This is a genomic window from Bradyrhizobium sp. WYCCWR15520 (genome assembly GCF_056174665.1).
Window position 1 is genome coordinate 36,886 of record NZ_JBWBWM010000009.1, and the last position, 23,115, is coordinate 60,000.

Below are 23,115 nucleotides of genomic sequence, written 5' to 3' on the forward strand. Positions count from 1 at the left end.
CTGCCGCTAAAACCCGGGATTTGCCGGGCGGGGCGGGGATTCCGGGCCAAACCCCTCGCGATCAGGGGTTGAGCGAGGGAGTGCGTCCCTGGGCTAACGGATATGCGCCCGGATGAACTGGCCGGCGCCGGCCAGCGCGCGGCGGCCGTCCTTGAGATTGGCATTCCAGACCGGCCAGGCGTGTATCATGTGCGGCCAGATCTGCAGTGTGACATCGACATCGGCCGCTCCCGCAGCCTCGGCAAGCCGGGTGGCGTCGGCCAGCAACGTCTCGGCCGATCCGACCTGGATCAGGACCGGCGGCAAGCCCGCGAGATCGGCGAACAGCGGCGAGATCAGCTGATCCCTCCGGTCGACGCCCGGCGGCGCGTAGGCATCCGCGAGCTCATCGAGATAGGCCTTGTGGATCAGTGGATCGACGGCGTCCTTGGTCTGCAGCGTGCTGCCCGACATCGTGAGATCGGTCCAGGGTGAGACCAGCCAGGCGCAGGCCGGCAAGGCCTCGCCGGCCGCGCGCAGGCGGTTGATCAGGGCGAGCGTCAGGTTGCCCCCGGCGCTGTCGCCGCCGACAGCGATACTTGCCGCCGCAATGCCTTGCCGGCGCAGGAAGCGCCACGCCGCGAGCGCGTCTTCATGGGCGGCCGGATAGGGATGTTCAGGCGCAAGCCGGTAGCCGATCGCAAGGGTGCGGGTGCCCGCCGCGCGCCCGGCTTCCGTCACCAGGCGGCGGTGGCTGACAATCGAGCCGGAGCAATATCCGCCGCCGTGGAAATACAGCAGCACGCGCGATGTCTCGCTGCCCGGCACAGTCGACCACTCGCCGGCGACACCGTCGCAATCGACCGCCTCGCATTGTACGTCAGACGCTACCGGCCAGATCGATCCGACCTCGTCGAGCCGTTGCCGCCGCTCCGACCAGCCGACCGGCCGCGGCTTTGACGTCAGCAATTTGCGGATGGCGTCGATCTCGCGTTCTGCCATGTCGTCCTCTCGGATTGTCCGCGCTACAACAGCCCGCGATAGACGCCTGGCTCGGAACCCTCGATCGGTATCGCGCCGACCGCCTTTGCGTAGAACTCGGCAGGGCCCACGCCGCCGATGATGGCGTAGCCATATCCCTGCTGCTTCATGGCTTCGAGGCAATTGAACAGCAGCGCCTTGCCGATCCCGTGCTTTCTTTCGTTCTGGTCCACTCCCGTGGGCCCAAAGAAGTTGGGACAGGTCGCGTCATGACAGGCAAACCCAAGAATGCTCTTTTGCCTGATGGCGATGAAGCAGGAGACCGGTTGCCGGGAGAACGCCACATCGACTTCGCTGGCCCACGCCTCGCTGAAGTTCTGGCGGACCCAGGCGACGACCTTGTGCTTTTCCGGAGCCCGCGCGCGCCGCGTCGTGATACCCGCTTTGCTCAGGCGCTCGAACACGTCGCGGGAGGCAGGCAGCGCATAGAGCTTGACCAGCATGTCCATCGGCGGCGGCTTTCCTTCAACGATTCAGCTCGTGCATTATCGCGGTTGGGCGAGCACTCGTAAATCTGTTGGTGGATGTTGCAGGCGCGCAGCTGCCTAGGACGACCGTCTGCCCGGCGGCAAAAGCGGACGGCCAGCAAATGGCTCTCTAAAAAAGTTGCGGCCACCCTTTGGGGGAAGGGTGGCCGCGCGCGAACCGGTCTGGGACGGGGAGGGGTGGGGATGTGACCGGGTCGCGGGTTCGTAGATTCCTTCTCGTTATCGATCGCGCGACGACGCGGTGGCGACCGCCGGCCGGCCGTCACCGAGCGAGACCCACACGTTCGGGTCGCTCTGCGACTGACGCTTGACGAAGCGGTAGCCGGTCTCAGTCCAAGCCAGGACGTTTTCGTTCTGGTTGTCGAGAACGAACTCGCCCTTGTCGGTCTTCACCGTCAGCACCGCGTGGCCTTCGCCCTTCTTGTCGCGCACCACCGTGATCAGCAGCGCCTCGCGCGGCCATCCGGCGTCGACCAGCATCTTGCGCTTCAGAAGCACATAGTCCTCGCAGTCACCGTAACCGTCCGTCGGCAACGACCACTTTTCGATCACACCCCAATGATCCATGTCGGTGATCGGCTTGATGGTCTCGTTGACCCACTTGTTGACCCGCAGCAAATCCCGCCACGCCGTCTGCGACATCACGATGTCGCGCGGCTGAGACGCGCCGCCGCGGCATTCGCTGGCGTTCTCGGCGCAGAATTCGACCCAGCCGATCGGCGAACGTGCGGCCTCGCCCAGGCTGGCGTAGAGCGCGTCACCGGCTTTCGCCGAGACGCTCATCGAAGCGTTTATCCCTAACAGGACGGCGATGATCGCCAGTCCCTTCCCCTGTCCCCTGAACAACATCGTGGCCCCCGTTTCTTGTTGGGACCACGTTTCGCACAAAGGATTTGCGCCGCCGCTAAGTCAGGCAAGTACATTTGACGTGAATACTAGTAAAAGGCGCGGCGAATTCGATCTATACTTGAATCGAATTCGACTAAAATTTGAAACAACTGCAGTTGATTCAAATTTTAGGGATTAACGCCTGTGACGCTGCAAATCGCAGGGATTGCGCGGGCAAAAGCGCGGCGCGTTAACCTACCTTGGCGGGGCGCCGAACGGCGAAAAGGCGGTATCCGGCAATGCGGATACCGCCTTTGAGGCTGAAAAATCAGGGTTTTTTGGCGGTTGGCGCTTTACCGCGCGGTAACCGCATCTTCGAGCGTCTCGGCAATCTGCTCATGGACAAACTCGAGAGCGAAGCCTTCTTCGAGGTTTCGCACCACGCGGGACTGCACCTTGCCGAGCATGACCAGAGATTTCAGCGGCGGGCGGTTCTCCGCGGCGATCGCGGCGCCCGACAGCGACAGGTCGATGATGCGGCAGGTCATCTTGCTGCCGTCCTCGAGCGTGAGCAGGGCAATCGGATTGCGCGGCACGATACGGTCGTGGCGGCGGTCTTCCGGCAGATTGAGGATATCGCGGTTGGCGAGCCAGGTGAGCTGGGCGGCGAGCTTGTCGCGCTTGCGGGCGGTCGCGCCGACCGTCATGGCAAAGCCGTTGTCGATGATGCGGGTGATTTTGCCCTCGACCCGGCCGATATGGTCGAGATAGGCGATCACGCGGTCACCGACGTTGCCGATCCCGGGTGCGAGCAATGCCAGTCCGCCCGGCGACATGTTAATAATCTGGCAAGGAAATTCGCGCCGATCCGGCAGCATGTAGCGGCCGAGCAGGTGGACCTTGACGCGCTGAAAGCGCCGTCGCTCCTCGGCGGACGGGACAGTAACTGTTTTCTTTTGCGCAAACGACATCTTCGCCACCAGACAGCCGGTCCTTCGGCGTCGGAAAGACCCTAAGGCCGACAGGGTTAACGATGTGTTAGCGGCGGTTGCAGGAAGTGCGGGCATTCACGCGGTCTGCGGTCGTGGCTCGATAGTTCCGACGTTTTTTCCGCCGTCATTGCTTTCAGGGGAGCAGAGCCGCCGGGCGCGAACGCTGCAACGCCTTCCGCACTTCCCAAACGCCGTAATCCCGGCCGTTGGGGGATCTCGTCCGGCGTTTTGATGTTGCTCGCAAGGCCAATGGCTTCGAGAGTCTTGATCAACCACCAGCCGAGGTCGATCTGGCCGGGAAAGAGGCCCAGCTTGGCCGAGCCTGGAAATGCATGGTGATTGTTGTGCCAGCTTTCGCCCATGCTGATCAGCCCGGCGATGCCGACGTTGTATCCCTGGGCCGCCGCGCCATCGATGACCCAGCTCTGTCCACCGCTGCGATGGGAGAAGTGACCGACCAGCCAATGACCGGTTACGCAGACACTTATGCGAACGAAGATGCCCCAGACCAGCCAGCTCCAGCCGCCAATCGCGAAAAACAGAATTGCCCACGGCAATTGCTGCCACATCCACGTCCGCTCGACGAATGCATAAAATCGGTCGCCGGCGAGCCGTGGCTCAAGCCGAAATTCCGGCGGATGCTTCAGCATCAGCTTGCAATGCATTTGCCACCATGCGTCGCGCCAGAAGCCGGCACGGTGACAGGAATAATCATGGCAAGCTGACTGACGTTGCGCCCAGTCGCGAAAATCGTGCAGCCGGACCATGCCGTAGGGACCCGCCATTCCAACCAGCGTTCCGAGATAAACGCACAAATGCTCGACCCATAGCGGGCAATCGAAGCTGGAATGAATCAGGCGCCGGTGCATACCGACGGAGTGCCCGAAGCAAAGGGTTACGCCGCTGGCCACGACAAACAGAATAATCGCGCTCCAGGAGGTGAAGATCGGCGCAAGGATGATCGCCATCGCCGTCATGGTGCCGATCCAAAGCGATTTCGCCGGCGCCCACCGCACGATGCCGTCGAGCGGGTCGGTATTGTCGTCGGCAAAGATGCGTTCGGAGCCGGGCTGCAGTTGCAAGATCGTGCCTACCTCAGCGAATCTTGCTGGTTCAATAACACAATCCGGTTGTATCCCCATAACAATACTGGACAGACAAGCAGGGCCGCCGTTCCGAAGTCGAGTGCCGCCGCAGCGCTGCCGGTCCATTTGGCGATGGCGCCGGCGATCGCCGGACCAAGCATCATCACGGCGAAAAAGACGGTGAAGAAAATACCCATCCCGATCGCACGCGTCTGAGGCTGCAACACGCGCGCGGGCAGGCTCATGATCGGCCCTACCGGCGGGGCGCTGAGCGCGCCGATCGCAATCACAATGGGAATCACCGCAGCGCTGCGAGGCAACATCAGCATCAACAGGGCGAACAGGACGCACCCGATGACAAGCACCGATTGCGGCCGCCCGGTCCAGTCAGCCAGAAACCCGCCGGCTATTCCACTCAACGCCGCGATCCACAGCACAATGCTGATGGCCGAGCCGGCCGCCGTGATCGACCAGCCGCGTTCGACCAGCAGCGTCGGGCCGAAACTGAAAATCATCGTGAAGCCGATGTTGAAGGCACCCCAGATCAGACCAGCGATGATCACGGCGAAGAGGGTGGTGCGGTCGAGCCGTGAGGCGGTTGAAGGTGCGGCTGCAGCAATTGACGGCGATCGATAGCCCAAAACAAGAAGCGGGATGGCGAGGCCGATCAGCGCGGCAACCGAAAGATAGGCGGCGCTGACACCATGGACGGTGCCGATCATGGGCAAGACCAAAAGGGAGGTCGCGATGCCGACTGGCCACGAATTGACGAAGATGGCCATCGCGGTCGCGAGTTCCTTGCCGGCGAACCAGTCGGTGACCATTTTCGTCATCATGACGCCGAGCAAGACGGCGCCGCTGCCGGCGATCAGCCGTCCTGCAATTTGCCAGCCCCAGGAGTCTGACGCCACCATGGCGAGTTGGCCGGTCAACATCACCGCCAGCGCAACTGATACGGCACGCTTGTCGCCGATCCTTTTTCCGACCGCGCCGCCCGGCAGCGACAGCGCAACGCCCGGTGTGAAATAGAGGCCGATCAGGAGTCCGATATCGGCCAGGCTGGCATCGAACTTGGCGCCGAGCAGCGGCGCAACCGCAGCGACGCTCTGAAACTGGAACGCCACGGTCAGCCGCACAATGAACAGGACGGCCAGAATACCCCAGCGATTGCTCAACGCTCGCTCCTCTCGGGGTAAACAATCACTGCGCCGATATTGGCACAGTGATGGCGGTATCGCCTATTTCTGTACCAGTTGATTGAGGTCCTTCTTCCGGTACCATTAGGGGTATCTGTCGCGCCCGGCCGGGCCGGCCAAAAATGCCTGTGAACGGAGGTTGCGAGATGCCGGGAGTGAAGCGCGAGCGTGATGGCAACGTCAGCGTGCTGACATTGGATGAGCCTGAAACGCTCAACGCGATGACGCCTGATCTGTTGGGCGATCTCGCCATCGCCATTGGTGAAGTTACCGACGATCCGCAGGTGCGGGCGCTGGTGCTGACGGGAGCCGGCCGCGGCTTTTGCTCCGGCCAGAACCTCAAGGCCGCGCAGATCCTGGGCGACGACCTCGCGGCCGGCGTGATGAAGTATTACTGGCCGGCGTTCAAGGCGATGCGAGAATGCCGCGTGCCGATCGTGGTCGCCGTCAACGGCGTTGCGGCTGGCGGCGGGTTCAGTCTGGCGATGGCGGGTGACATGATCGTGGCGGCGCGCTCGGCACGCTTCATCCAGGTGTTCAGCCGCATCGCGTTGGTGCCCGATCTTGGCTCGACCTGGCTGTTGCCGCGTCTTGTCGGCCGGCAGCGCGCGCTCGAACTGATGATGACTAACGAGCCGCTCTCGGCGGACCAGGCGAAGGAATGGGGATTGGTCCGCGAAGTGTTCGACGATGCGGCGTTGCGTGACGGCGCTCTCGAACTGGCGCGCAAACTCGCCGAGGGTCCGACGCGTGCTCTCGTCGCGACACGCCGCCTGATCGATGACAGCGAGCACGCCAGCTATGCCGACCAGTTCCGCCGCGAAATCGAAACACAGGCGGAGATCCGCCTGAGTGCCGATGCGGTCGAAGGGCGCAACGCGTTTCTCGAAAAACGGGCGGCCGTATTCAGCGGCCGCTGATGTCCCTGGCTGTTATTGTCACGATCCGTTGTTGAAGGCGTTAGGCCGAAGCAGTTTCCGCCCCGCATTCTTTCATGTAGCATTGTCGCATGAGCGAAGCAGAGACCTTCCCTGCGCCAGTCGGCCGGCGACGACGTGGTGGACATGCTCGAGCGCATGGTGCGGGATGCCCCGGATCATGCCTTGAACAAGATGAACGCGCTTGACCTCGCTGCCAAGGAAGGCCTCGCCGAGGAACGGGTCGTCGCGGCACTGCTGAATGCGGTGGCGCTTGGCATCTTCGAGATGACATGGAATGTCATGTGTCCGAGCTGCGCAGGCGTTCTTTCCGCCAACAAGAGCCTGAAGACGCTGGACAGGAGGCAGTACAATTGCGCCTTTTGCGCCGCCGGCTATGAGACGACGCTCGACAACCTCGTCGAGGTGACCTTCACGGTGAGCCCGCGCGTGCGAAGGATATCGGCCCACAACCCCGACGATCTGTCCGTGCCCGAGTATTATCGCCAGGTCTTTTGGAGTTCGGCCATCGACCTTCCAACGGATCTGGAGAAGATGCTGGACGAGGTCACGCTTGAAAGTGTCGACTTGCCGCCGGGAGAGAGGGCCATCCTCTCCCTGCATTTACCGGCGGGCACATTGATTGTGTTCGATCCCGTGACACATACGGCGCAATTCCTTGAAGTAAGCGGCGGGCAGACGAACGAACGCCAGAACCTGTCCGTGATCTTCAACAAGGTGCAGGTCCCGGTCGAAACCATTGCTTTGCATCCCGGGCCACTGCGCCTGACCCTGGAGAACCGTACCGATAGCCGGGTGCTGCCGGCCGTATGGATGGCGAACCAGGCGTTGGACAACCTCCTCAGCCGCCGCAAGCCCATTCTCACCGCGAAACGCCTCCTCACCAATCAGACCTTCCGCGACCTCTACCGGACCGACACACTTGCCATCGGCCAACGTCTCAAGATTCTGAGCCTGACCTTCCTGTTCAGCGATGTGAAGGGCTCGACGGAGCTTTATGAGCGCGTCGGCGATCTCGTCGCCTTCGATCTCGTCGACGAGCATTTCCGGCTGCTGCAGGAGATTATCGTCTCCGAAAGGGGCGCGGTCGTGAAGACCATCGGCGATGCCGTGATGGCGACCTTTGAGACGCCTGACCGCGCCATTGCCGCCGCGATCCGCATGCGCGAGGCGATGAGCGATCTCGGCGCCCAGCGTCAGCATCAGAGTTTGCGTCTGAAGATCGGCATCCATGAAGGATCATGCCTTGCGGTCACGCTCAATGCCCAGCAGGACTATTTCGGTCAGACCGTCAATATTGCTTCGCGTGTCCAAAGTCTTGCGGCATCGCGCTCGATCGTCGTGACGAAATCCGTGGTAGACAACGCGCAAACTCAGACACTACTGGAGTCCAACGGGCTAAAACCGGCGCTCAGACGCGTCGCGTTGAGTGGCATCGAGGACGAGGTGTCGGTCTACGAGATTTCTTGACGCTGCGGTTCGCTGAAGCTGCACGTCAGATCCTGCGGACGCCGCTCCCGCAGGCAACGCGCGGCTCCGTTAGCTGACCTGGCCGACGAACTGTTGCAGTTCCGGTGTTCGTGGCGCGGCGAACACCTCCTTAGGCACGCCTTCCTCATGCACCTTGCCGTGGTGCATGAAAACGAGCTTGGTGCCGACGTCACGGGCGAACCGCATTTCGTGCGTCACCAGGATCAGCGTCATGCCCTCGCGTGCCAATTGCTCGACCACGCGCAACACCTCGTTGACCAGTTCGGGGTCAAGCGCGGAGGTGATTTCGTCACACAGTAACACTTTGGGTCGCATTGCGAGCGAGCGGGCGATGGCGACGCGCTGCTGCTGGCCGCCGGAAAGCTCGCTCGGATAGGCATCCATCTTTTCCGACAGTCCCACCTTGGCCAGCACCTCGGCGGCGGTCGCGCGGGCTTCCGCCTTCGACACCTTGTTGACCACGGTCGGCGCCAGCATGACGTTCTCGGCCGCGGTCAGATGCGGAAACAGGTTGAACTGCTGGAACACCATGCCGACATGACGGCGCAGTTCGCGCAGGTTGGTGGCGGCGCCGCCGACCTCGATGCCGTCGGCGGTGATGGTGCCGGACTGGTAGGTCTCCAGCCCGTTGATGCAGCGGAGCAGGGTGCTCTTGCCCGAGCCGGAGCGGCCGATGATCGCGACCACGTCGCCCTTGGCGATATCGAGCGAGACGCCTTTCAGCACCTCGTTCGGGCCAAAACTCTTCCTGACGTCACGAATGCTAACGAGCGACATTGAGGCGGCCTTCGATTTTCTTCGCCCACCACGACAGCGGGAAACAGAGACAGAAATAGATCAGCGCAACCAGCGAATAGACCAGGAACGGCCGGAAGGTCGCGTTGTTGAGCATGGTGCCGGCCTTGGTCAGTTCGACGAAGCCGATGATGGAGGCGAGCGCCGTGCCCTTGATGACCTGCACGGAGAAGCCGACGGTCGGCGCGACCGCGATACGCGAGGCCTGCGGCAGGATCACGTAGCGCATCTGTTCGATGTAGCTGAGCGCCAGGCTGGAGGATGCCTCCCACTGGCCCTTCGGGATCGCTTCGACGCAGCCGCGCCAGATCTCCGTCAGGAACGCGCTGGTCCAGAACGTCAGCGCCAGCGTCGCGGCCATCCATGGCGAGACCTCGACGCCGAACAGCGCGATGCCGAAGAAGAACAGGAAGAGTTGCATCAAGAGCGGCGTGCCCTGGAAGAACTCGATGTAGATCTTGGTGAACCATTCCAGCGGCGCAATCCGCGAGGTGCGCATGAACAGCAGGATCAGGCCGACGATGCCGCCGCAGAAGAACGCGATCAGCGACAGCACGATCGTCCACTGTGTGGCGACCAGGAGGTTGGAGAGGATGTCCCAGAAGCTGAACTGCAGCACGGCTCACCTCGCCTTGAAGATGACGCGGCCGAGCGCGCGCAACAGCGAACGCGTCAGCATCGCCAGCAGGAGGTAAGCCAGCGCGACCAATAGGTAGACTTCGAAGTTGCGGAAGTTCCGCGACGCAATGAAGTTCGCGGCATAGGTCAGGTCTTCCGCCGAGATCTGCGATACCACCGCCGAGCCGAGCATGACGATGATGATCTGCGACGACAGCGCCGGATAGATTTTTCGAAATGCCTGGTTGAGGACGATGCGGCGTAGCACCTCCCACTTGGTCATGGCGAGGCTGAGACCGGCCTCGATATGTCCTTTCGGAACCGCCTCGATGCCGGCGCGGATGATCTCGGTCGAGTAGGCGCCGAGATTGATCACCATCGCAAGAAAGGCGGCCGTGGTCTCGCTGAGTTTCAGCCCGAGCGCGGGCAGGCCGAAGAAGATGAAGAACAACTGCACGATGAACGGCGTGTTGCGGATCAATTCGACATAGACCGCAACAATGCGGCCGAGCCAGGCCGGCCCAAAGGTGCGCGCCGCCGCGCCGGCGGTGCCGACGGCGATGCCGACCACTGTCGACACGATCGTCAGCACGATCGTGAAGACGAGTCCGTACAGCAGCACGTTCCAGTAAGGCAGCAGTTCGGCGAATTGCAGTTTGTAAGACACCGCGGCGTCCCCCCAACGCTTCGCGTCTAGAAGCCGGGCGGCAATGGCGCCTTCAGCCACTTCTCCGACAGTTTGCCGATTTCTCCCGATGCCTTCGCCTTGGTGATGATCTCGTTGACCTTGGCTAGCAGTGCCGGCTCATTCTTGTTCAGCCCGACATAGCAGGGACTGTCCTTGATGACATATTTCAGCGTCGGTGCGCGGGCAGGGACCTTTTCGGCGATGGCCGCGGCGACCGTGTTGCCGGTGGCGATCAGATCGACCTGGCCGGACACGAATGCGGCGATGGTGGCGTTGTTGTCCTCGAAGCGCTTGATGGTGGCATCCGGCGGCGCGGCTGATGTCAGCGCCTGCTCCTCGATCGCGCCGCGGGTGGCGCCGATGGTCTTGCCCTTGAGATCGGCCGCGCTCCCAACCGCGATCGCCTTGGTGCCGAACACGCCGGAGAAGAACGGCGCATAGGCGATCGAGAAGTCGATGACCTTTTCGCGTTCCTCGTTCTTGCCGAGGCTGGAGATCACAAGGTCGGCCTTATTGGTCTGCAGATAGGGAATGCGGTTGGCGCTGGTCACCGGAATGATCTCGGTCTTCACCCCGAGTTCCTTGCCGATCAGGTTGGCCATGTCGATGTCATAGCCCTGCGGCTTGAGATCGAGGCCGGCGGAGCCGAACGGCGCAAAATCCTGTGGCACCGCGATCTTGATGACCTTCGACTTCATGATGGAGTCGAGGGCGTCGGCATGGGCCTGCGTCGCCACCGCGGCAGTGGCAATTGCAGCGGCAAGCATCAATCTCTTCAGCATTCTTTGGATCTCCGAGGTCACGCCAATGCTTCGCCCCGATATCATTATCGGTGCGCTGTCATTTCGATGTGGCCCGGCTCCACGTCGTTGGCCGACCCTGCCTGACGCCTCGCATTTAGGCAATGCTCGGCGGTGCTTTTTTTGGAGGCTTTTGTGGGTCTTTTCGAGCACGCCTGCCACCATGCGCTGTGCTGACGGTACCTGGCGAATCTGCGGTTGCTGCTTACCGCAGACCTTCATACACCATGAAGCCGCGCGCGATCGCGAGCTTGCGCAGGGCGCGCGGAACCAGCTTTTCCGGCCGGTGCAGATAGCGCCACGACGTTATCTTGAAATCGCTGATGGTGCCGAGATCGCTTTCGAACGGCGCCAGCAATCCGGTCAGGCTGATCGGCGCGTGCGCCCGGTTGTTGAACGGCAGCAACAGCAGCTCCAGATGCGCCGTCGTGCCGTCTTCAGACGTCGCGGTGATGCCGGCAATGGCCGCCAGCATGTCTTCCGCGACGTAAGTAATGATGTCCTCGATCTCGCGGCGGCTGTCCGGGGTGAACAGTGCGGGGAAGCTGGTATCCTTGAGATCACGGCCGAGCAGGGCGCAGACCCGCGTCCCGGCAACGCGAAACGGGTAACCGGCGTCGTTGTCGTAGGACAGCACGAAAATGTCGCCAAGCAGCTCGCGTACCGCCCCGGGTTCGATCTCGCTGCGGTCCGGCGCCCGCGCATCGCCGCGTTTCGCATCCCAATAGGCGAAAAACTCGCGGCTCGATGGGTGTTTCATGTCGTGTCCTCGCCCCCCGGGTTGCCTGGCGAGACACTTCTGTCTCGCTTTTGCGCAACACGCCTTCCCTCGGCTGTTGTGCAGGACAGGCTTTGCAGCGTCCATGCCGCCAACGCGATTTGGCCGCGCGCGGCGCGGCTTTGCGTTGTTAACGTTAAATTCACCATGCCTCTTAAGAAGTCAGCGACTTGCGCCGCTTCCCTTTGGCCAGCGCGGCGGTAACGGTTGCGGTCACCGCGTCGATGACGATCGCCTTGAATTCCGCTTCGGTCAGCACCTCCTGCGGATCCTCGACGTTGGCCAATTCCATCGGCCGAACGTGGTTTTGCGATCAGGCTGCTAGCCGAGTTTGTCTTTATCGGGAAAGCGAGGCTCATACCGCGCAGGATGACCGCGCAGCACTCAGGTCAAGTGCGCTGCCGCACTTGGCGGTTTCCTAACGTTTCTGAAATTCGTGCGGGACGGTCCCGCTCGGATAGCAAAGCTTGTCCCTGCTATCGACGTCGGCGCCATCACCGCATTGGATCGGCGGGATCCGACCGAAATCTCTTGCGTAAGGCGTCATTCCGATGGCGATCAACACCAGCAAGAGAACGCCGCTGACGGCTTTGGTGCGACAGGATAGCGGGTAGATCCTATCGATGCCGTCGAGCACGAGCCAGACGTAGAGCAGCGCTGATGCCGCGAGAATCGCATATCCGGCCGCACGCGTCATCGATCGAGGATTCTGGACGGAGAAGGGTGACGCCACTCGGGCTTGCCTTCCGCTCGGTCCGCCGCTTGCCAGCACATGGCACCAAGCCGCATCGACAGTCCGCCAACGACGTAGAACACGGCGCCGAGGATATTGAGCATCATGACGCGCATCGAAGATATACGATCAGCACGAGGATACCCCACTGAAACCAAAGGATCGCTGCGATTTGGAGGGTTTCCATTCTTCAATCCGAATGGTTCGTGGGATCCAGCGGCTCCGGAGTAAAATTCGGCTCGCCAGGCGCCGGCTTTGGATTGGGACGCGGCGGCTCCCGGGGAGGTTCCGGCTTCTTGATCGGCTTTTTGAGGAACTTGAAGTTGTACATTGAACCGTCGCTCGACGAAGACGATTCCACTACCACGAGTTGTTTCATCTTTCTAGCTTCCAGCAAAGGTTGGAACCGGGAGGAAGCTGGTTCCCAGGCGGCCACCCCATTCCTAGTTTTGGGCAGCCGCTATTGAGCCCACGGAATTCTTGTGAACTTCGGGATGTCCAGATCACCGGCAAGGTCGAACCCCACAGCCGAAGGTAGGAGCGGAAGAAAGCGGGCCGGCATAGCCGGCGCTGTCTTGATGAAGTTCCTGCTGGATCGTTGGCGGTTGCAGCGTAGAGAACGACAAACGCAAACGATTTGATCAGCAAGCCGCTTTCGACGAGTTCGCCAAAAAGTGTGCTTCGCTTGTGTGTCGACAAAGAACGATCGCGGCCGCGCCGTTGAAGTCGGTACCGCAGGTTCTGTTGCAGGATAGTTTCGAGATATAGCGGCGGCGGTCTGTTCGGCTGTCCGATATCGAGAGGGCCGTTTCGTTTGTGAGAAGTGCAGCAAGCGAGGCGAGTCTTTAAGCCGTCCAAGAAGGGCAAGGGCACCTAAGCTTCAATCGCGAACACTCAACGCTGGGGCGCCTGCGTTGTTAACGTTAAATTAACTGTGAGGTTGGCGAAGGCGGGACGGCGTGCGTAAGGTGGAACGCATCGGACGGCGTCGCTTTATCTTCAAGTTCTCGACGCAGTTGGTACACGGATGGCGTCAAACAGTTTGGTCATCGCGCGGGGAGGGGTGGGGATCTGATCCCGGCTCCAAGGGGCGCGAGAAGATCAGCAAGTAAAGGGAGGATGTTCTCAGCATCCTCCCTTTTTCTATTTGGCCTTTCGCCAGCGATATATCGTGTCCCGGATGGGGCACGCAGTGACGCGACGCAGAGCCGGGACAAACGGTCTGCGCCGTGGGTCCCCGTTCTGCGTCGCACCGCCGAGTGGCGCTGCGCCGCGTCCGGGACACGGATAGGTGTGATTGTGCACTTGCACAGGGCAGGCAAAGCCGCCTATCTGGGCCAATATGCCGCGAAGCACCAGCTAAGGTCCTGGATCCCTTGGAATCCCAGTCGTACTCATCCCCGGTCGAGCCGCCGGACGCCCCGCGTGAACCGATCCTGACGCTGCCCGGCGCGCTGACGGCTTATATCGCGCTGATCGCGGCGATTCACTTGCGGGTGCTGCTGCCGGTGGAGCTGGAGAACTGGACCATCGACGTCTTCGGTTTCATTCCGAAGCGCTACGATTCCACGCTGCTCAAGATTACCTTTCCCGGCGGAGCCGGGGCCAAGGTCTGGACCTTCGTCACCTATTCGCTGCTGCATGCCAATCTCAGCCATATCGGTTTCAACATACTGTGGCTGCTGCCGTTCGGCAGCGCGCTGGCGCGCCGGTTCGGTCCGGTCAGGTTCTTCGTATTCATGGCGGTGACGGCGGCGGCGGGCGCGCTGGCACATCTCCTCACCCATGAGCACGCGATCGCGCCGATGATCGGCGCCTCTGCCTCGGTATCCGGCGCCATGGCCGCCGCCATCCGCTTCGCGTTCGTGAAGGGGAGCTTTCTTTCGTTCCATCGGGGCGATGCGGATGCCGCGGCGAAGGTTCCGGCGCTGTCGCTTTCCCGGGCGCTGCGCAACGGGCGCGTGCTCGGATTTCTGGCGGTGTGGTTCGGCGTCAACATCATCTTCGGCCTCGGCTCGATTTCGATCGGGTCCGAAGGCGCCAGTGTCGCCTGGCAGGCACATATCGGCGGATTTCTCGCCGGCCTGATGTTGTTCTCGCTGTTCGATCCGGTGCCGCGTGCGACGCCGCATGCTGCGGATTCTTCATCGCCGGACGAAGCCGGCCGCGTCTGATCGCCGCTTGCGGGTCAGGGCGATTTCATCCATCATCGTCACGAACTGCAAGCCGAGGCACGCGCATCACCACTTTGCTTGCTTACCGCGCCCCCGAAACGAAACCGGCGCGGAACTGTTGATTGAAGACTCGCGAACAAGTCGGGCCCTTGCGGGCGCGAACCGATTCAGGAGGCGACAATGACGGTACGTGCAATTCTCGATACCAAAGGACATCAGGTCCTGAGCGTTGAGCCCGACGCCAAGCTTTCGGCTGCGGTCAAGCTGCTGGGCGAGAAAAAGATCGGCGCGGTGCTGGTGATGAACCAGGGACGTCTCGAGGGCATCCTTTCCGAGCGCGACATTGTCCGCGTGCTGGGGGAGCGAGGAGCCCGGGTATGTGAGGAGCCCGTGAGCGCGGTCATGACGCGCAAGGTCGTCAGTTGCCGGGAGTCCGACACTGTCGCCGGCATTATGGAAATGATGACGATCGGCAAGTTCCGCCATTTGCCCGTGGTCGAGGACGGCAAGGTGGTGGGTCTGATTTCGATCGGCGACATCGTCAAGCGCCGCGTCCAGGAATACGAGGCCGAGCAGGAAGCGTTGCGCGACTACATCAAGACGGCCTGATCGCTATTCCTTCTCCGCCTTTTCCACCGCCGCCGCGGCTTCGCTCGCCGCCGTCGGCGGCACCAGAATGTGGATCGCTTCCTGGATCGAATCGATGGCGCGCTCGGCGGCGCGCGCGCCATGGGCGATCAGATCGTCGGCGCGATGAAAATCGAACCAGCCGATCTTGCCAACGCGGGGCGAGATCAGGAGATCCGGCGGATCGCCGGCAAGCCGTGCGCGGGTGATGCGGTCCTGCATGATGTTGAAGGCATCGACCATTACCGAGGAGATGCCGGGCCGTCCGCCGCCGCCGAAGAACTCACGCTTCATCGTGCGCTCCGCAGAGAAGAATTTTCCGATACCGCGTTTCCGCGGCTCGGGTTCGGGCAACGCTTCCGGCATCACTGAGACCGAGACGCCGGGTGTCGGGCCGTGGGAATAGATCGTCGTGGAGTGCGCAAAGACGTCGCTGGAAAGATTGGCGGCAATGACGATTTCGGCGCCGAGCGCGCGCGCCGCCGACACCGGCACCGGATTGACCAGGGCGCCGTCGACCAGCCAGCGGTCGCCGACCAGGACCGGCGAGAATATGCCGGGCAGCGCGTAGGACGCGCGCATCGCATCCACCATCGGGCCATGGGTCAGCCAGATCTCGTGGCCGGTGCGCACCTCGGTCGCTACCGTGGCAAATTTCCCCGGCAGATCCTCGATCAGGCTTTGGCCCAGCGCGGTCTCCAGTTGGGCCGCGAGCTTGGCGCCGCCGATCAGGCCGGAGCCGTTCAGGCGGATGTCGAGATACGAGAGAACGGTCCGCGGCTGCAGGCTGCGGGCCCATTCTTCCAGCGTGTCGAGATGTCCGGCAGCATAGGCGCCGCCGACCACGGCGCCGATCGATGTTCCGACCACGACATTGGGAATGATTCCGTGGGCCACCAGCGTCCGCACGATGCCGATATGGGCAAAGCCGCGCGCGGCACCGCCGCCCAGCGCCAGTCCGATCACCGGCCGGCGGATACTGCCGAGCCCTACCTTGTCATGGGCCTTACCTTGGGCCTTATCTTGGGCATCGGAGCTCTTTTGGCCGCGCCCCATCCAGCTATCCAACACGCAAACTCTCCTGCGGCAGCAACGATATTCGGCGCGGCGCGGCCGCGCCAGAATAGACTATCCTGATCCGGATGCATGGTTTACGCCCCGGTGAAAATCGGCCTAGGCAGGGAATGTGACTGGACCACGACCGCAGCAGCGGCATGAGGTTGCCCGCACGGGTTCCGCCATGGCCGTCGGCCGGACTTTCGCCACCAAGGCTTGAATTTGCCGCGTTTTCGGTGAAAAGCATGGCCATGATTTCGGGCGGCAATGGCATTGCTGGAAACGGGCAGGGCGGACGGCCTTTCCCGGCGCTGGTGCTTGCATTGGCGCTCGTCGCAGCGCTTTCGGTCCCGGCCTCGGCCCAAATGTTTTCGGATCGCCCGCCACCGGTGCCGCCGGCTGCGGTTCCTGATGTCCAGACCGGTCCGGCCATGAATCTGGCGCCGCCTTCGGGGACCGGCACGATTCCGACCGTTCCGCCGCCGCTGAACCAGCCAACCATTGTGCCCCCCTCGATCGCCACGGTCCCGCCGGCGCCGCCGCCGGCGGCCGCAGCTCCAACTCAGGGGGTACTGTCACTGACGGCGCGCTACGGCAAGGACCTCCCGGTGATTAATGGGGGGCTGGTGTGGCGGGTGTTCGCCGACAAGCCCGACGATACCGGCACTTTCAAGCTGATTCGCGAGGAGCGCGGCGCGACCCCGAACATCGTGCTGCCGCCCGGCAACTACGTCGTTCACGTCGCGCTTGGCCTCGTCAGCGCGGTGCGGGCGGTGAGCCTGAAGGCGGAGACCGACCGCGTCGCCTTCGTGCTGCCGGCCGGGGGCTTGCGCATCGAAGGCCGCGTCGGCAGCAGCAAAATTCCGCCGAACCAGATTTCGTTCGCGCTGTACAAGGGCAGCCAGTTCGAGGGCGGCGCCGAGCGCAGCCCGCTGCTGCCGAGCGTTCCCGCCACCGACGTCGCGCTGCTGCCCGAGGGGACCTACTACATCATCTCCAACTATGGCGACGCCAACTCGGTCGTGCGCTCCGACATTCGGGTCCAGGCCGGCAAGCTGACCGACGTCACCGTCAGCCACCGCGCGGCGGTGATTACGCTAAAGCTCGTCAGCGACCGGGGCGGCGAGGCGCTCGCCAACACCGCATGGTCGGTCATCACGCCGGGCGGCGACGTCATCAAGGAATCGATCGGCGCATTTCCGCGCGTGGTACTGTCCGAAGGCGAGTACCGGGCGATTGCCAAGAACGAAGGCAAGGTGTTCGAGCGTCCCTTCAACGTCGTCAACGGCGTCGACGGCGAGGTCGAGGTCATCGCGCGCTGACCGTCTGCGCGTCGGACTGTCATAGTCTCTAATGTGCACTAACCATCGCACAGCTTAAAACTGTCATAATCGCCATATCGGCGTACCGCTGCCGCATTTTTTACACAGCCTTAAACCCGGCTGCATTGGATGCCCGGGGATTGAGTGCGCGTAGCGGGGCAGGGCATGGTTGCGGCCAACAGATCATCGAAAAGATCATCAGAGAAATTCAATACCGAAATGTTTGCCGACGTCGCGGTTTTGCAGCGCAAATGGCAGGCCGCGTTGCGCCCGGGCGAGAATTTGCCACGCTACGAAGACGTCATGCTCGGTAGCCTTGGCCGGCTTGCGGACCATGTGGTGTTGCTTCGCGACGACGACGACACGCTCGCCGTCTCGCACAGCGGCCGCTATGTCCAGCAATGGCTCAATGATGATCGCTGGGACATTCCCTTGAGCGCGCTGCCGCCGGATTGCGCGACTGCGCTCGGCGAAGCCGCATCTCACGCGCTGCAGAACGGCCGTCCGTATCTTGCAGCGGCGCATTGCGTGCGCGACGGGCTGGTTCGAACTTATGACGTGCTGGCACTGCCGACGTCTTCGCGTTGGGGCGCCACCTTGGTCGGCGCCTATGTCAACGAGCGCGACGCACAATTCAATCTGCTGGATACGATCTTCTCGGCGACCGACGAGGGCGTATTGTCGCTGGCCGCGATTCGCGATGCGAATGGCAATCCGTCCGATTTTCAGATCGTTCATCTCAATCAGGGTGCGGCGCGGCTGCTGCGGCAACCGTCGACGGAATTGTTGTGGCACCGGCTCGCCGCGGGCGGAAACCTGCTGTGCGCCCCGGAGATAGTTCGGCGTCTGCGCGAAACCATCAGCAGCGGCAATGGTGGCCAGATCGAAATCGACAGCGAGGACCGCTGCCTGCGACTGGGTGTGACCGCGTTCGGCGACATGCTGTCGCTGACGGTTTCCGACGTCACGGCGCTGAAGCGGAGCGAAGTTTCGTTCCGCCTGCTGTTCGACAACAATCCAATGCCGATGTGGGTGTTCGATGCCGAGACGACCCAATTCCTCAGCGTGAACGACGCGGCCGTGCAGCATTACGGCTACGCTCGCGAAACGTTCCTGCAGATGCAACTTCGCCAGATCTGGCCAGCGGACGAATGGGCAAGCCACAGCCAGGCGCTGCAGCAGCTCGGCGACGTCTATAATTCGAGCCGCGACTGGCGGCATCTCAAGGCCGATGGCAGCGAAATCCATGTGCTGACATTCGGACGGCGTGTCGCCTTCGATGGGCGCGACGGCTATCTGGTTGCCATCGTCGACATTACCGAGCGCCGCAAAGCGGAAGCGCGGATTGTGCACATGGCCCATCATGACGGCCTGACCGACCTGCCGAACCGCGACTTCTATCAGGACCGCCTTCGCCAGGCGCTGGAGCGTGCGTCCGGCAACAGGCGCGTCGCAGTACTCTGCGTCGATCTCGACCTGTTCAAGAACGTCAACGATTCATTCGGTCATCCGATGGGCGACCGACTGCTGAAGCAGGTGGCCGAGCGGTTGAAGTCCGAGGTTCGCGGCGACAATCTCGTCGCCCGGCTCGGCGGCGACGAATTCGCCATCGTGCTGGCCTCCGATGTGTCGCCGAACGAGGTGAGCGACTTCGCCGACCGCCTGATCGGCGTGCTGAGTGCGCGCTATGACCTCGACGGCACCGAGGTCATTGTCGGCGCCAGCGTCGGTATTGCGCTGTCGCCCGGCGATGGCGCGACCTGCGAGGAATTGATGCGCAACGCCGACATGGCGCTCTACCGCGCGAAATCCGATGGCGGTGGCGTTCATCGTTTCTTCGAGCCCGAGATGGACCGCCAGGCGCAGAAGCGCCGCGATATGGAGCGAGATCTGCGCCGGGCCTTCGCCAAGGGCGAATTCGAACTGCACTATCAACCGCTCGTGGATATTGCGGCCAACCGGATCAGCGGGTTCGAATCGCTATTGCGCTGGCGCAGTCCGGAAGAGGGCATGATCTCTCCAGCCGATTTCATTCCGGTCGCAGAGGACATCGGATTGATCGTGGGGCTCGGCGAGTGGGTGCTGCGCGAGGCCTGTTCCGAGGCGGTGAACTGGCCGGAAGACATCAAGGTCGCCGTCAACCTGTCGCCCGTTCAGTTCCGCAGCCGCAACCTGGTACAGGCGGTGATTTCCGCGCTGGCGCATTCCGGTCTGTCGCCGCGCCGGCTCGAACTCGAAATCACCGAATCGGTCTTCCTGGCCGAGACCGAGGCCAATCTGGCGATCCTGCATCAGCTTCGCGAACTTGGCGTCAGCATATCCATGGACGACTTCGGCACCGGCTATTCGAGCCTGAGTTATCTCCGCAGCTTTCCATTCGACAAGATCAAGATCGACCGCTCGTTCGTGAAAGACCTCGTCGCGCGTACCGATTGCGTCGCGATCGTGCGAGCCATCTCCGGTCTCGGACGCAGCCTGAACATCACGACGACGGCCGAAGGCGTCGAGACCACGGACCAGCTCGACTGGCTGCGCGCCGAAGGCAGTAACGAAGTGCAGGGTTTTCTATTCAGCGCGGCAAGACCAGCATCCGAACTGGCAGCGTTGCTATCCGGGTTCGACAAGCGAGGCTCGAAGGCCGCCTGAGGCAATGGCAACTCGTCATGCCCTGACTTGATCCGGGCATCCATCCTCTTCGCAAGAGTCTTCTCGAGATTAATGGATTGCCGGGTCAAGCCCGGCAATGACGGCCGCGGCGAATTTAGAACCGCGTCACGATATCCGACAGCGTCGGGCGCGGGCGGTCTTCGGTTGGTTTCGACGGTGTTCCGATATGGATGAAGCCGGCGAGTTTTTCATCCGCCTTCAATCCTAGCCCGTCGAGCACGTCGCGGTCGAACGCGAACCAGCCGGTGAGCCAGCAGGCACCGTAGCCTAGCGCGGTGGCCGCGTTGACGATGTTCATCGCGCTCGCGCCGGCCGACAGTTCCTGCTCCAGGGGCGGTACTTTTGGGTGCGGTCTGGTGAAACTGACCACACCGATCACCAGCGGTGCATCCATCAGCCGGCGCTTTTCGATCTCGATATCGGCGGTCGGCGCTGCCGGATTCTTTTTCGCGAACACTCGCGCGATGACCTCGCCAGCGCGGAGGCGTCCGTCGCCTTCGAATACGATGAAGCGCCACGGCGTCAGCTTGCCATGATCGGGCACCCGGGCACCGATGGTCAGGATGGTGTCGAGTTCGCTGGCCGTCGGGCCAGGCCCGCTCATTTCGCGGGGCTTCACCGATCGGCGGATCTTCAGGAGTTCAAGGGCGTCAGGCACGAAGTTTTTCTCTCGTCGGGAATGGCTGTGCTAGAGATAGTGGCGCAGCCGGTCCAGCGGAAGCCGATTTAGACCGATTATGATCAGGCTGCCGCTCGCGCCCGCTTCACGTCTGGCGGCGTTGCCTCTTCGACGAGGGCGGCCAGCGCCTCGTCGGTCGGCATCACCTTCTGCCCGTCGCTGCCGAGCCGGCGGATCGAGACCGAATGGGTCTCGGCTTCCTTCTTGCCGACGACGAGCAGGGCCGGGATTTTTGCCAGCGAATGCTCGCGGACCTTGTAGTTGATCTTCTCGTTACGCAGGTCGATCTCGACGCGCAGGCCCGCCCGCCGCGCGGCGGCGGCGACCACCTTGGCGTATTCGTCGCCTTCGGAGGTGATGGTCGTCACCACCACCTGCGTCGGCGCCAGCCAGAGCGGGAAATTGCCGGCGAAATGCTCGATCAGAATGCCGATGAAGCGCTCCATCGAGCCGCAGATCGCGCGATGCACCATCACCGGCGCCTTCTTCGAACCGTCGGCGTCGATGTAGAACGCGCCAAAACGTTCCGGGAGGTTGAAGTCGACCTGCGTGGTGCCGCATTGCCAGTCGCGGCCGATGGCGTCGCGCAGCACATATTCGAACTTCGGCCCGTAGAACGCGCCTTCGCCCGGGTTGATCTCGGTCTTGATGCGGTTGTTGCCGCTGGCCTGAATTTCCGCCAGCACCGTCGCCATGACGCGCTCGGCATGGTCCCACATCTCGTCGGTACCGACGCGCTTCTCCGGCCGGGTCGAGAGCTTGACCGTGAGTTCGCCGTCGAAGCCGAAATCGGCGTAGGTCGACAGGATCAGTTCATTGATCTTGAGGCACTCCTCCGCAAGCTGCGCTTCGGTGCAGAACACATGCGCATCGTCCTGGGTGAAGCCGCGCACGCGCATCAGGCCGTGCATGGCGCCTGATGCCTCGTAGCGATGCACCACGCCGAACTCGGCAAGGCGCAAGGGCAGGTCGCGATAGCTCTTCAGGCCGTGCTTGAAGATCTGCACATGGCCGGGGCAGTTCATCGGCTTGAGCGCAAACCAGCGCTTGTCCTCGGCCTCGTCGCCGGCCGACTGCGCCGCGAACATGTTCTCGCGGTACCAGTCCCAGTGACCGGAGGTCTCCCACAACACCTTGTCGAGGATCTGCGGCGCATTGACCTCGTCGTAGTCGCCGGTCAGGCGGCGGCGCATATACGCGATCAGCGCCTGGAAGATGGTCCAGCCCTTCGGGTGCCAGAACACGACGCCCGGGCCTTCTTCCTGGAAGTGGAATAGGTCGAGCTCACGGCCGAGCTTGCGGTGGTCGCGCTTCTCGGCTTCCTCGATCTGTTTGAGGTAGGCGTCGAGCTCTTCCTGCCTGGCGAACGCCGTGCCGTAGATGCGGGTCAGCATCGGATTGTTGGCGTCCCCGCGCCAGTAGGCACCCGCCACCTTCATCAGCTTGAAGGCGTTGCCGATCTTGCCGGTCGAACTCATGTGCGGGCCGCGGCACAGATCGAACCAGTCGCCCTGGAAATAGATCTTGATCGGCTCGTCGCCCGGAATGGCGTCGACCAGTTCAACCTTGAACGCCTCGCCCTTGTCGCGGAACACCTGTTTTGTTTTTTCGCGGTCCCAGACCTCTTTGGTGAAAGGCTTGTCGCGCGCGATGATCTCGCGCATCCGCTTTTCGATCGCGGCAAAGTCTTCCGGTGTGAATGGCTCGTTGCGGAAGAAGTCGTAATAGAAGCCGTTCTCGATCACCGGGCCGATGGTAACCTGCGTGCCCGGCCACAGCGACTGCACCGCCTCCGCCAGCACATGGGCGCAGTCATGCCGGATCAGTTCCAGCGCGCGGGGGTCTTCGCGGTTGATCAGCTCGATCCTGGCGTCGTCCGAAATCGGATCGTTGAGATCGGCGACCACGCCGTCGAGCGCCATCGCCACCGTGCGCTTGGCCAGCGAGGGCGAGATGCCCCTGGCAATGTCGAGGCCGGTGATGTCCTTGGCGAATTCACGCTTGGCGCCGTCGGGGAAGGTGAGGGTGATCTTTTGCACGGGTTCGGCCGGTTTCAAATTGGCGAGGCCGAACTGGAATCCCGATGCGGGCGTATTCTGGTCAGGCATTGGCATCTCCTAGAGCTCACTCCTGCGAACGA

At 62.5% G+C, this 23,115-nt stretch carries 22 protein-coding genes; 6 read left to right on the forward strand and 16 right to left on the reverse strand.

Annotated elements, in window-relative coordinates; translation table 11 throughout:
- Positions 1–93 precede the first annotated feature (93 nt).
- The 6 genes from AC0QUY_RS12005 to AC0QUY_RS12030 form a co-directional block, all read right to left on the reverse strand.
- A complete protein-coding gene (locus tag AC0QUY_RS12005) occupies positions 94–981 on the reverse strand; it encodes an alpha/beta hydrolase (protein ID WP_475386990.1) in 888 nt (295 codons plus the stop codon).
- 23 nt (positions 982–1,004) lie between these two features.
- Entirely contained in the window at positions 1,005–1,469 is a 465-nt protein-coding gene (locus AC0QUY_RS12010; protein WP_475386991.1) for a GNAT family N-acetyltransferase, read from the reverse strand.
- A 258-nt stretch (positions 1,470–1,727) separates the two neighbouring features.
- Positions 1,728–2,357: a transglutaminase-like cysteine peptidase gene (locus AC0QUY_RS12015; RefSeq protein ID WP_161853842.1), complete on the reverse strand. Its 630-nt coding sequence runs from the start codon at positions 2,355–2,357 to the stop codon at positions 1,728–1,730.
- A gap of 332 nt (positions 2,358–2,689) precedes the next feature.
- Positions 2,690–3,307, reverse strand: coding sequence for a PilZ domain-containing protein (locus tag AC0QUY_RS12020; protein WP_057857240.1), 618 nt, complete (start codon positions 3,305–3,307; stop codon positions 2,690–2,692).
- 56 nt (positions 3,308–3,363) lie between these two features.
- Entirely contained in the window at positions 3,364–4,383 is a 1,020-nt protein-coding gene (locus tag AC0QUY_RS12025) for an acyl-CoA desaturase (protein WP_475387102.1), read from the reverse strand.
- A 35-nt stretch (positions 4,384–4,418) separates the two neighbouring features.
- A complete protein-coding gene (locus AC0QUY_RS12030) occupies positions 4,419–5,588 on the reverse strand; it encodes an MFS transporter (RefSeq protein ID WP_475386992.1) in 1,170 nt (389 codons plus the stop codon).
- Between the two features lie 167 nt (positions 5,589–5,755).
- Between AC0QUY_RS12030 and AC0QUY_RS12035 the strand changes: the two genes are divergently transcribed.
- Together AC0QUY_RS12035 and AC0QUY_RS12040 are read left to right on the forward strand one after the other, a co-directional pair.
- A complete protein-coding gene (locus tag AC0QUY_RS12035; protein ID WP_161853844.1) occupies positions 5,756–6,529 on the forward strand; it encodes an enoyl-CoA hydratase-related protein in 774 nt (257 codons plus the stop codon).
- Between the two features lie 111 nt (positions 6,530–6,640).
- On the forward strand, positions 6,641–8,017 hold the full coding sequence (locus AC0QUY_RS12040; protein ID WP_475387103.1) for a DUF5939 domain-containing protein: 1,377 nt from the start codon (positions 6,641–6,643) through the stop codon (positions 8,015–8,017).
- Positions 8,018–8,086: 69 nt separating this feature from the next.
- On the opposite strand, the gene AC0QUY_RS12045 is transcribed toward AC0QUY_RS12040, so the two are convergent.
- The 7 genes from AC0QUY_RS12045 to AC0QUY_RS12075 all read right to left on the reverse strand — a co-directional run bounded on the left by AC0QUY_RS12045 (position 8,087) and on the right by AC0QUY_RS12075 (position 12,414).
- The gene (locus tag AC0QUY_RS12045) at positions 8,087–8,815 is read right to left on the reverse strand and encodes an amino acid ABC transporter ATP-binding protein (protein WP_161853846.1); all 729 of its coding nucleotides are present in this window, start codon (positions 8,813–8,815) and stop codon (positions 8,087–8,089) included.
- Positions 8,802–9,452 (reverse strand): amino acid ABC transporter permease, encoded by a 651-nt coding sequence (locus AC0QUY_RS12050; RefSeq protein ID WP_161853847.1) that lies wholly within the window; start codon positions 9,450–9,452, stop codon positions 8,802–8,804. Before AC0QUY_RS12050 ends, AC0QUY_RS12045 begins: the two co-directional genes overlap by 14 nt.
- Before the next feature lie 3 nt (positions 9,453–9,455).
- Entirely contained in the window at positions 9,456–10,118 is a 663-nt protein-coding gene (locus AC0QUY_RS12055; RefSeq protein ID WP_475386993.1) for an amino acid ABC transporter permease, read from the reverse strand.
- Positions 10,119–10,144: 26 nt separating this feature from the next.
- On the reverse strand, positions 10,145–10,921 hold the full coding sequence (locus tag AC0QUY_RS12060) for a transporter substrate-binding domain-containing protein (protein WP_161853849.1): 777 nt from the start codon (positions 10,919–10,921) through the stop codon (positions 10,145–10,147).
- Between the two features lie 223 nt (positions 10,922–11,144).
- Positions 11,145–11,699 carry a PAS domain-containing protein gene (locus AC0QUY_RS12065; RefSeq protein WP_161853850.1) on the reverse strand — a complete coding sequence of 185 codons (555 nt, stop codon included), beginning with the start codon at positions 11,697–11,699 and terminating at the stop codon, positions 11,145–11,147.
- 172 nt (positions 11,700–11,871) lie between these two features.
- Positions 11,872–12,003: a hypothetical protein gene (locus tag AC0QUY_RS12070; RefSeq protein ID WP_475386994.1), complete on the reverse strand. Its 132-nt coding sequence runs from the start codon at positions 12,001–12,003 to the stop codon at positions 11,872–11,874.
- 132 nt (positions 12,004–12,135) lie between these two features.
- Entirely contained in the window at positions 12,136–12,414 is a 279-nt protein-coding gene (locus AC0QUY_RS12075; RefSeq protein WP_475386995.1) for a hypothetical protein, read from the reverse strand.
- 1,412 nt (positions 12,415–13,826) lie between these two features.
- Here AC0QUY_RS12075 and AC0QUY_RS12080 point away from each other — a divergent pair.
- Together AC0QUY_RS12080 and AC0QUY_RS12085 are read left to right on the forward strand one after the other, a co-directional pair.
- Positions 13,827–14,624, forward strand: a complete 798-nt coding sequence (locus AC0QUY_RS12080; protein WP_202639056.1) for a rhomboid family intramembrane serine protease — start codon at positions 13,827–13,829, stop codon at positions 14,622–14,624.
- A 180-nt stretch (positions 14,625–14,804) separates the two neighbouring features.
- Positions 14,805–15,233 carry a CBS domain-containing protein gene (locus AC0QUY_RS12085; protein ID WP_161853853.1) on the forward strand — a complete coding sequence of 143 codons (429 nt, stop codon included), beginning with the start codon at positions 14,805–14,807 and terminating at the stop codon, positions 15,231–15,233.
- A gap of 3 nt (positions 15,234–15,236) precedes the next feature.
- Here AC0QUY_RS12085 and AC0QUY_RS12090 read toward each other — a convergent pair whose 3' ends face one another.
- Positions 15,237–16,322, reverse strand: coding sequence for a patatin-like phospholipase family protein (locus AC0QUY_RS12090; RefSeq protein WP_475386996.1), 1,086 nt, complete (start codon positions 16,320–16,322; stop codon positions 15,237–15,239).
- Positions 16,323–16,558: 236 nt separating this feature from the next.
- On the opposite strand from AC0QUY_RS12090, the gene AC0QUY_RS12095 reads away from it, so the two are divergent.
- Complete coding sequence (locus AC0QUY_RS12095; RefSeq protein ID WP_475387104.1) at positions 16,559–17,629, forward strand: hypothetical protein; 1,071 nt, start codon at positions 16,559–16,561, stop codon at positions 17,627–17,629.
- A 165-nt stretch (positions 17,630–17,794) separates the two neighbouring features.
- Positions 17,795–20,275: a putative bifunctional diguanylate cyclase/phosphodiesterase gene (locus AC0QUY_RS12100; RefSeq protein WP_475386997.1), complete on the forward strand. Its 2,481-nt coding sequence runs from the start codon at positions 17,795–17,797 to the stop codon at positions 20,273–20,275.
- 115 nt (positions 20,276–20,390) lie between these two features.
- Here AC0QUY_RS12100 and AC0QUY_RS12105 read toward each other — a convergent pair whose 3' ends face one another.
- Both AC0QUY_RS12105 and thrS read right to left on the reverse strand, forming a co-directional pair.
- Complete coding sequence (locus AC0QUY_RS12105; RefSeq protein WP_161853855.1) at positions 20,391–20,954, reverse strand: nitroreductase family protein; 564 nt, start codon at positions 20,952–20,954, stop codon at positions 20,391–20,393.
- Between the two features lie 83 nt (positions 20,955–21,037).
- Positions 21,038–23,083, reverse strand: a complete 2,046-nt coding sequence (gene thrS / locus AC0QUY_RS12110; RefSeq protein WP_161853856.1) for a threonine--tRNA ligase — start codon at positions 23,081–23,083, stop codon at positions 21,038–21,040.
- Positions 23,084–23,115 lie beyond the last annotated feature (32 nt).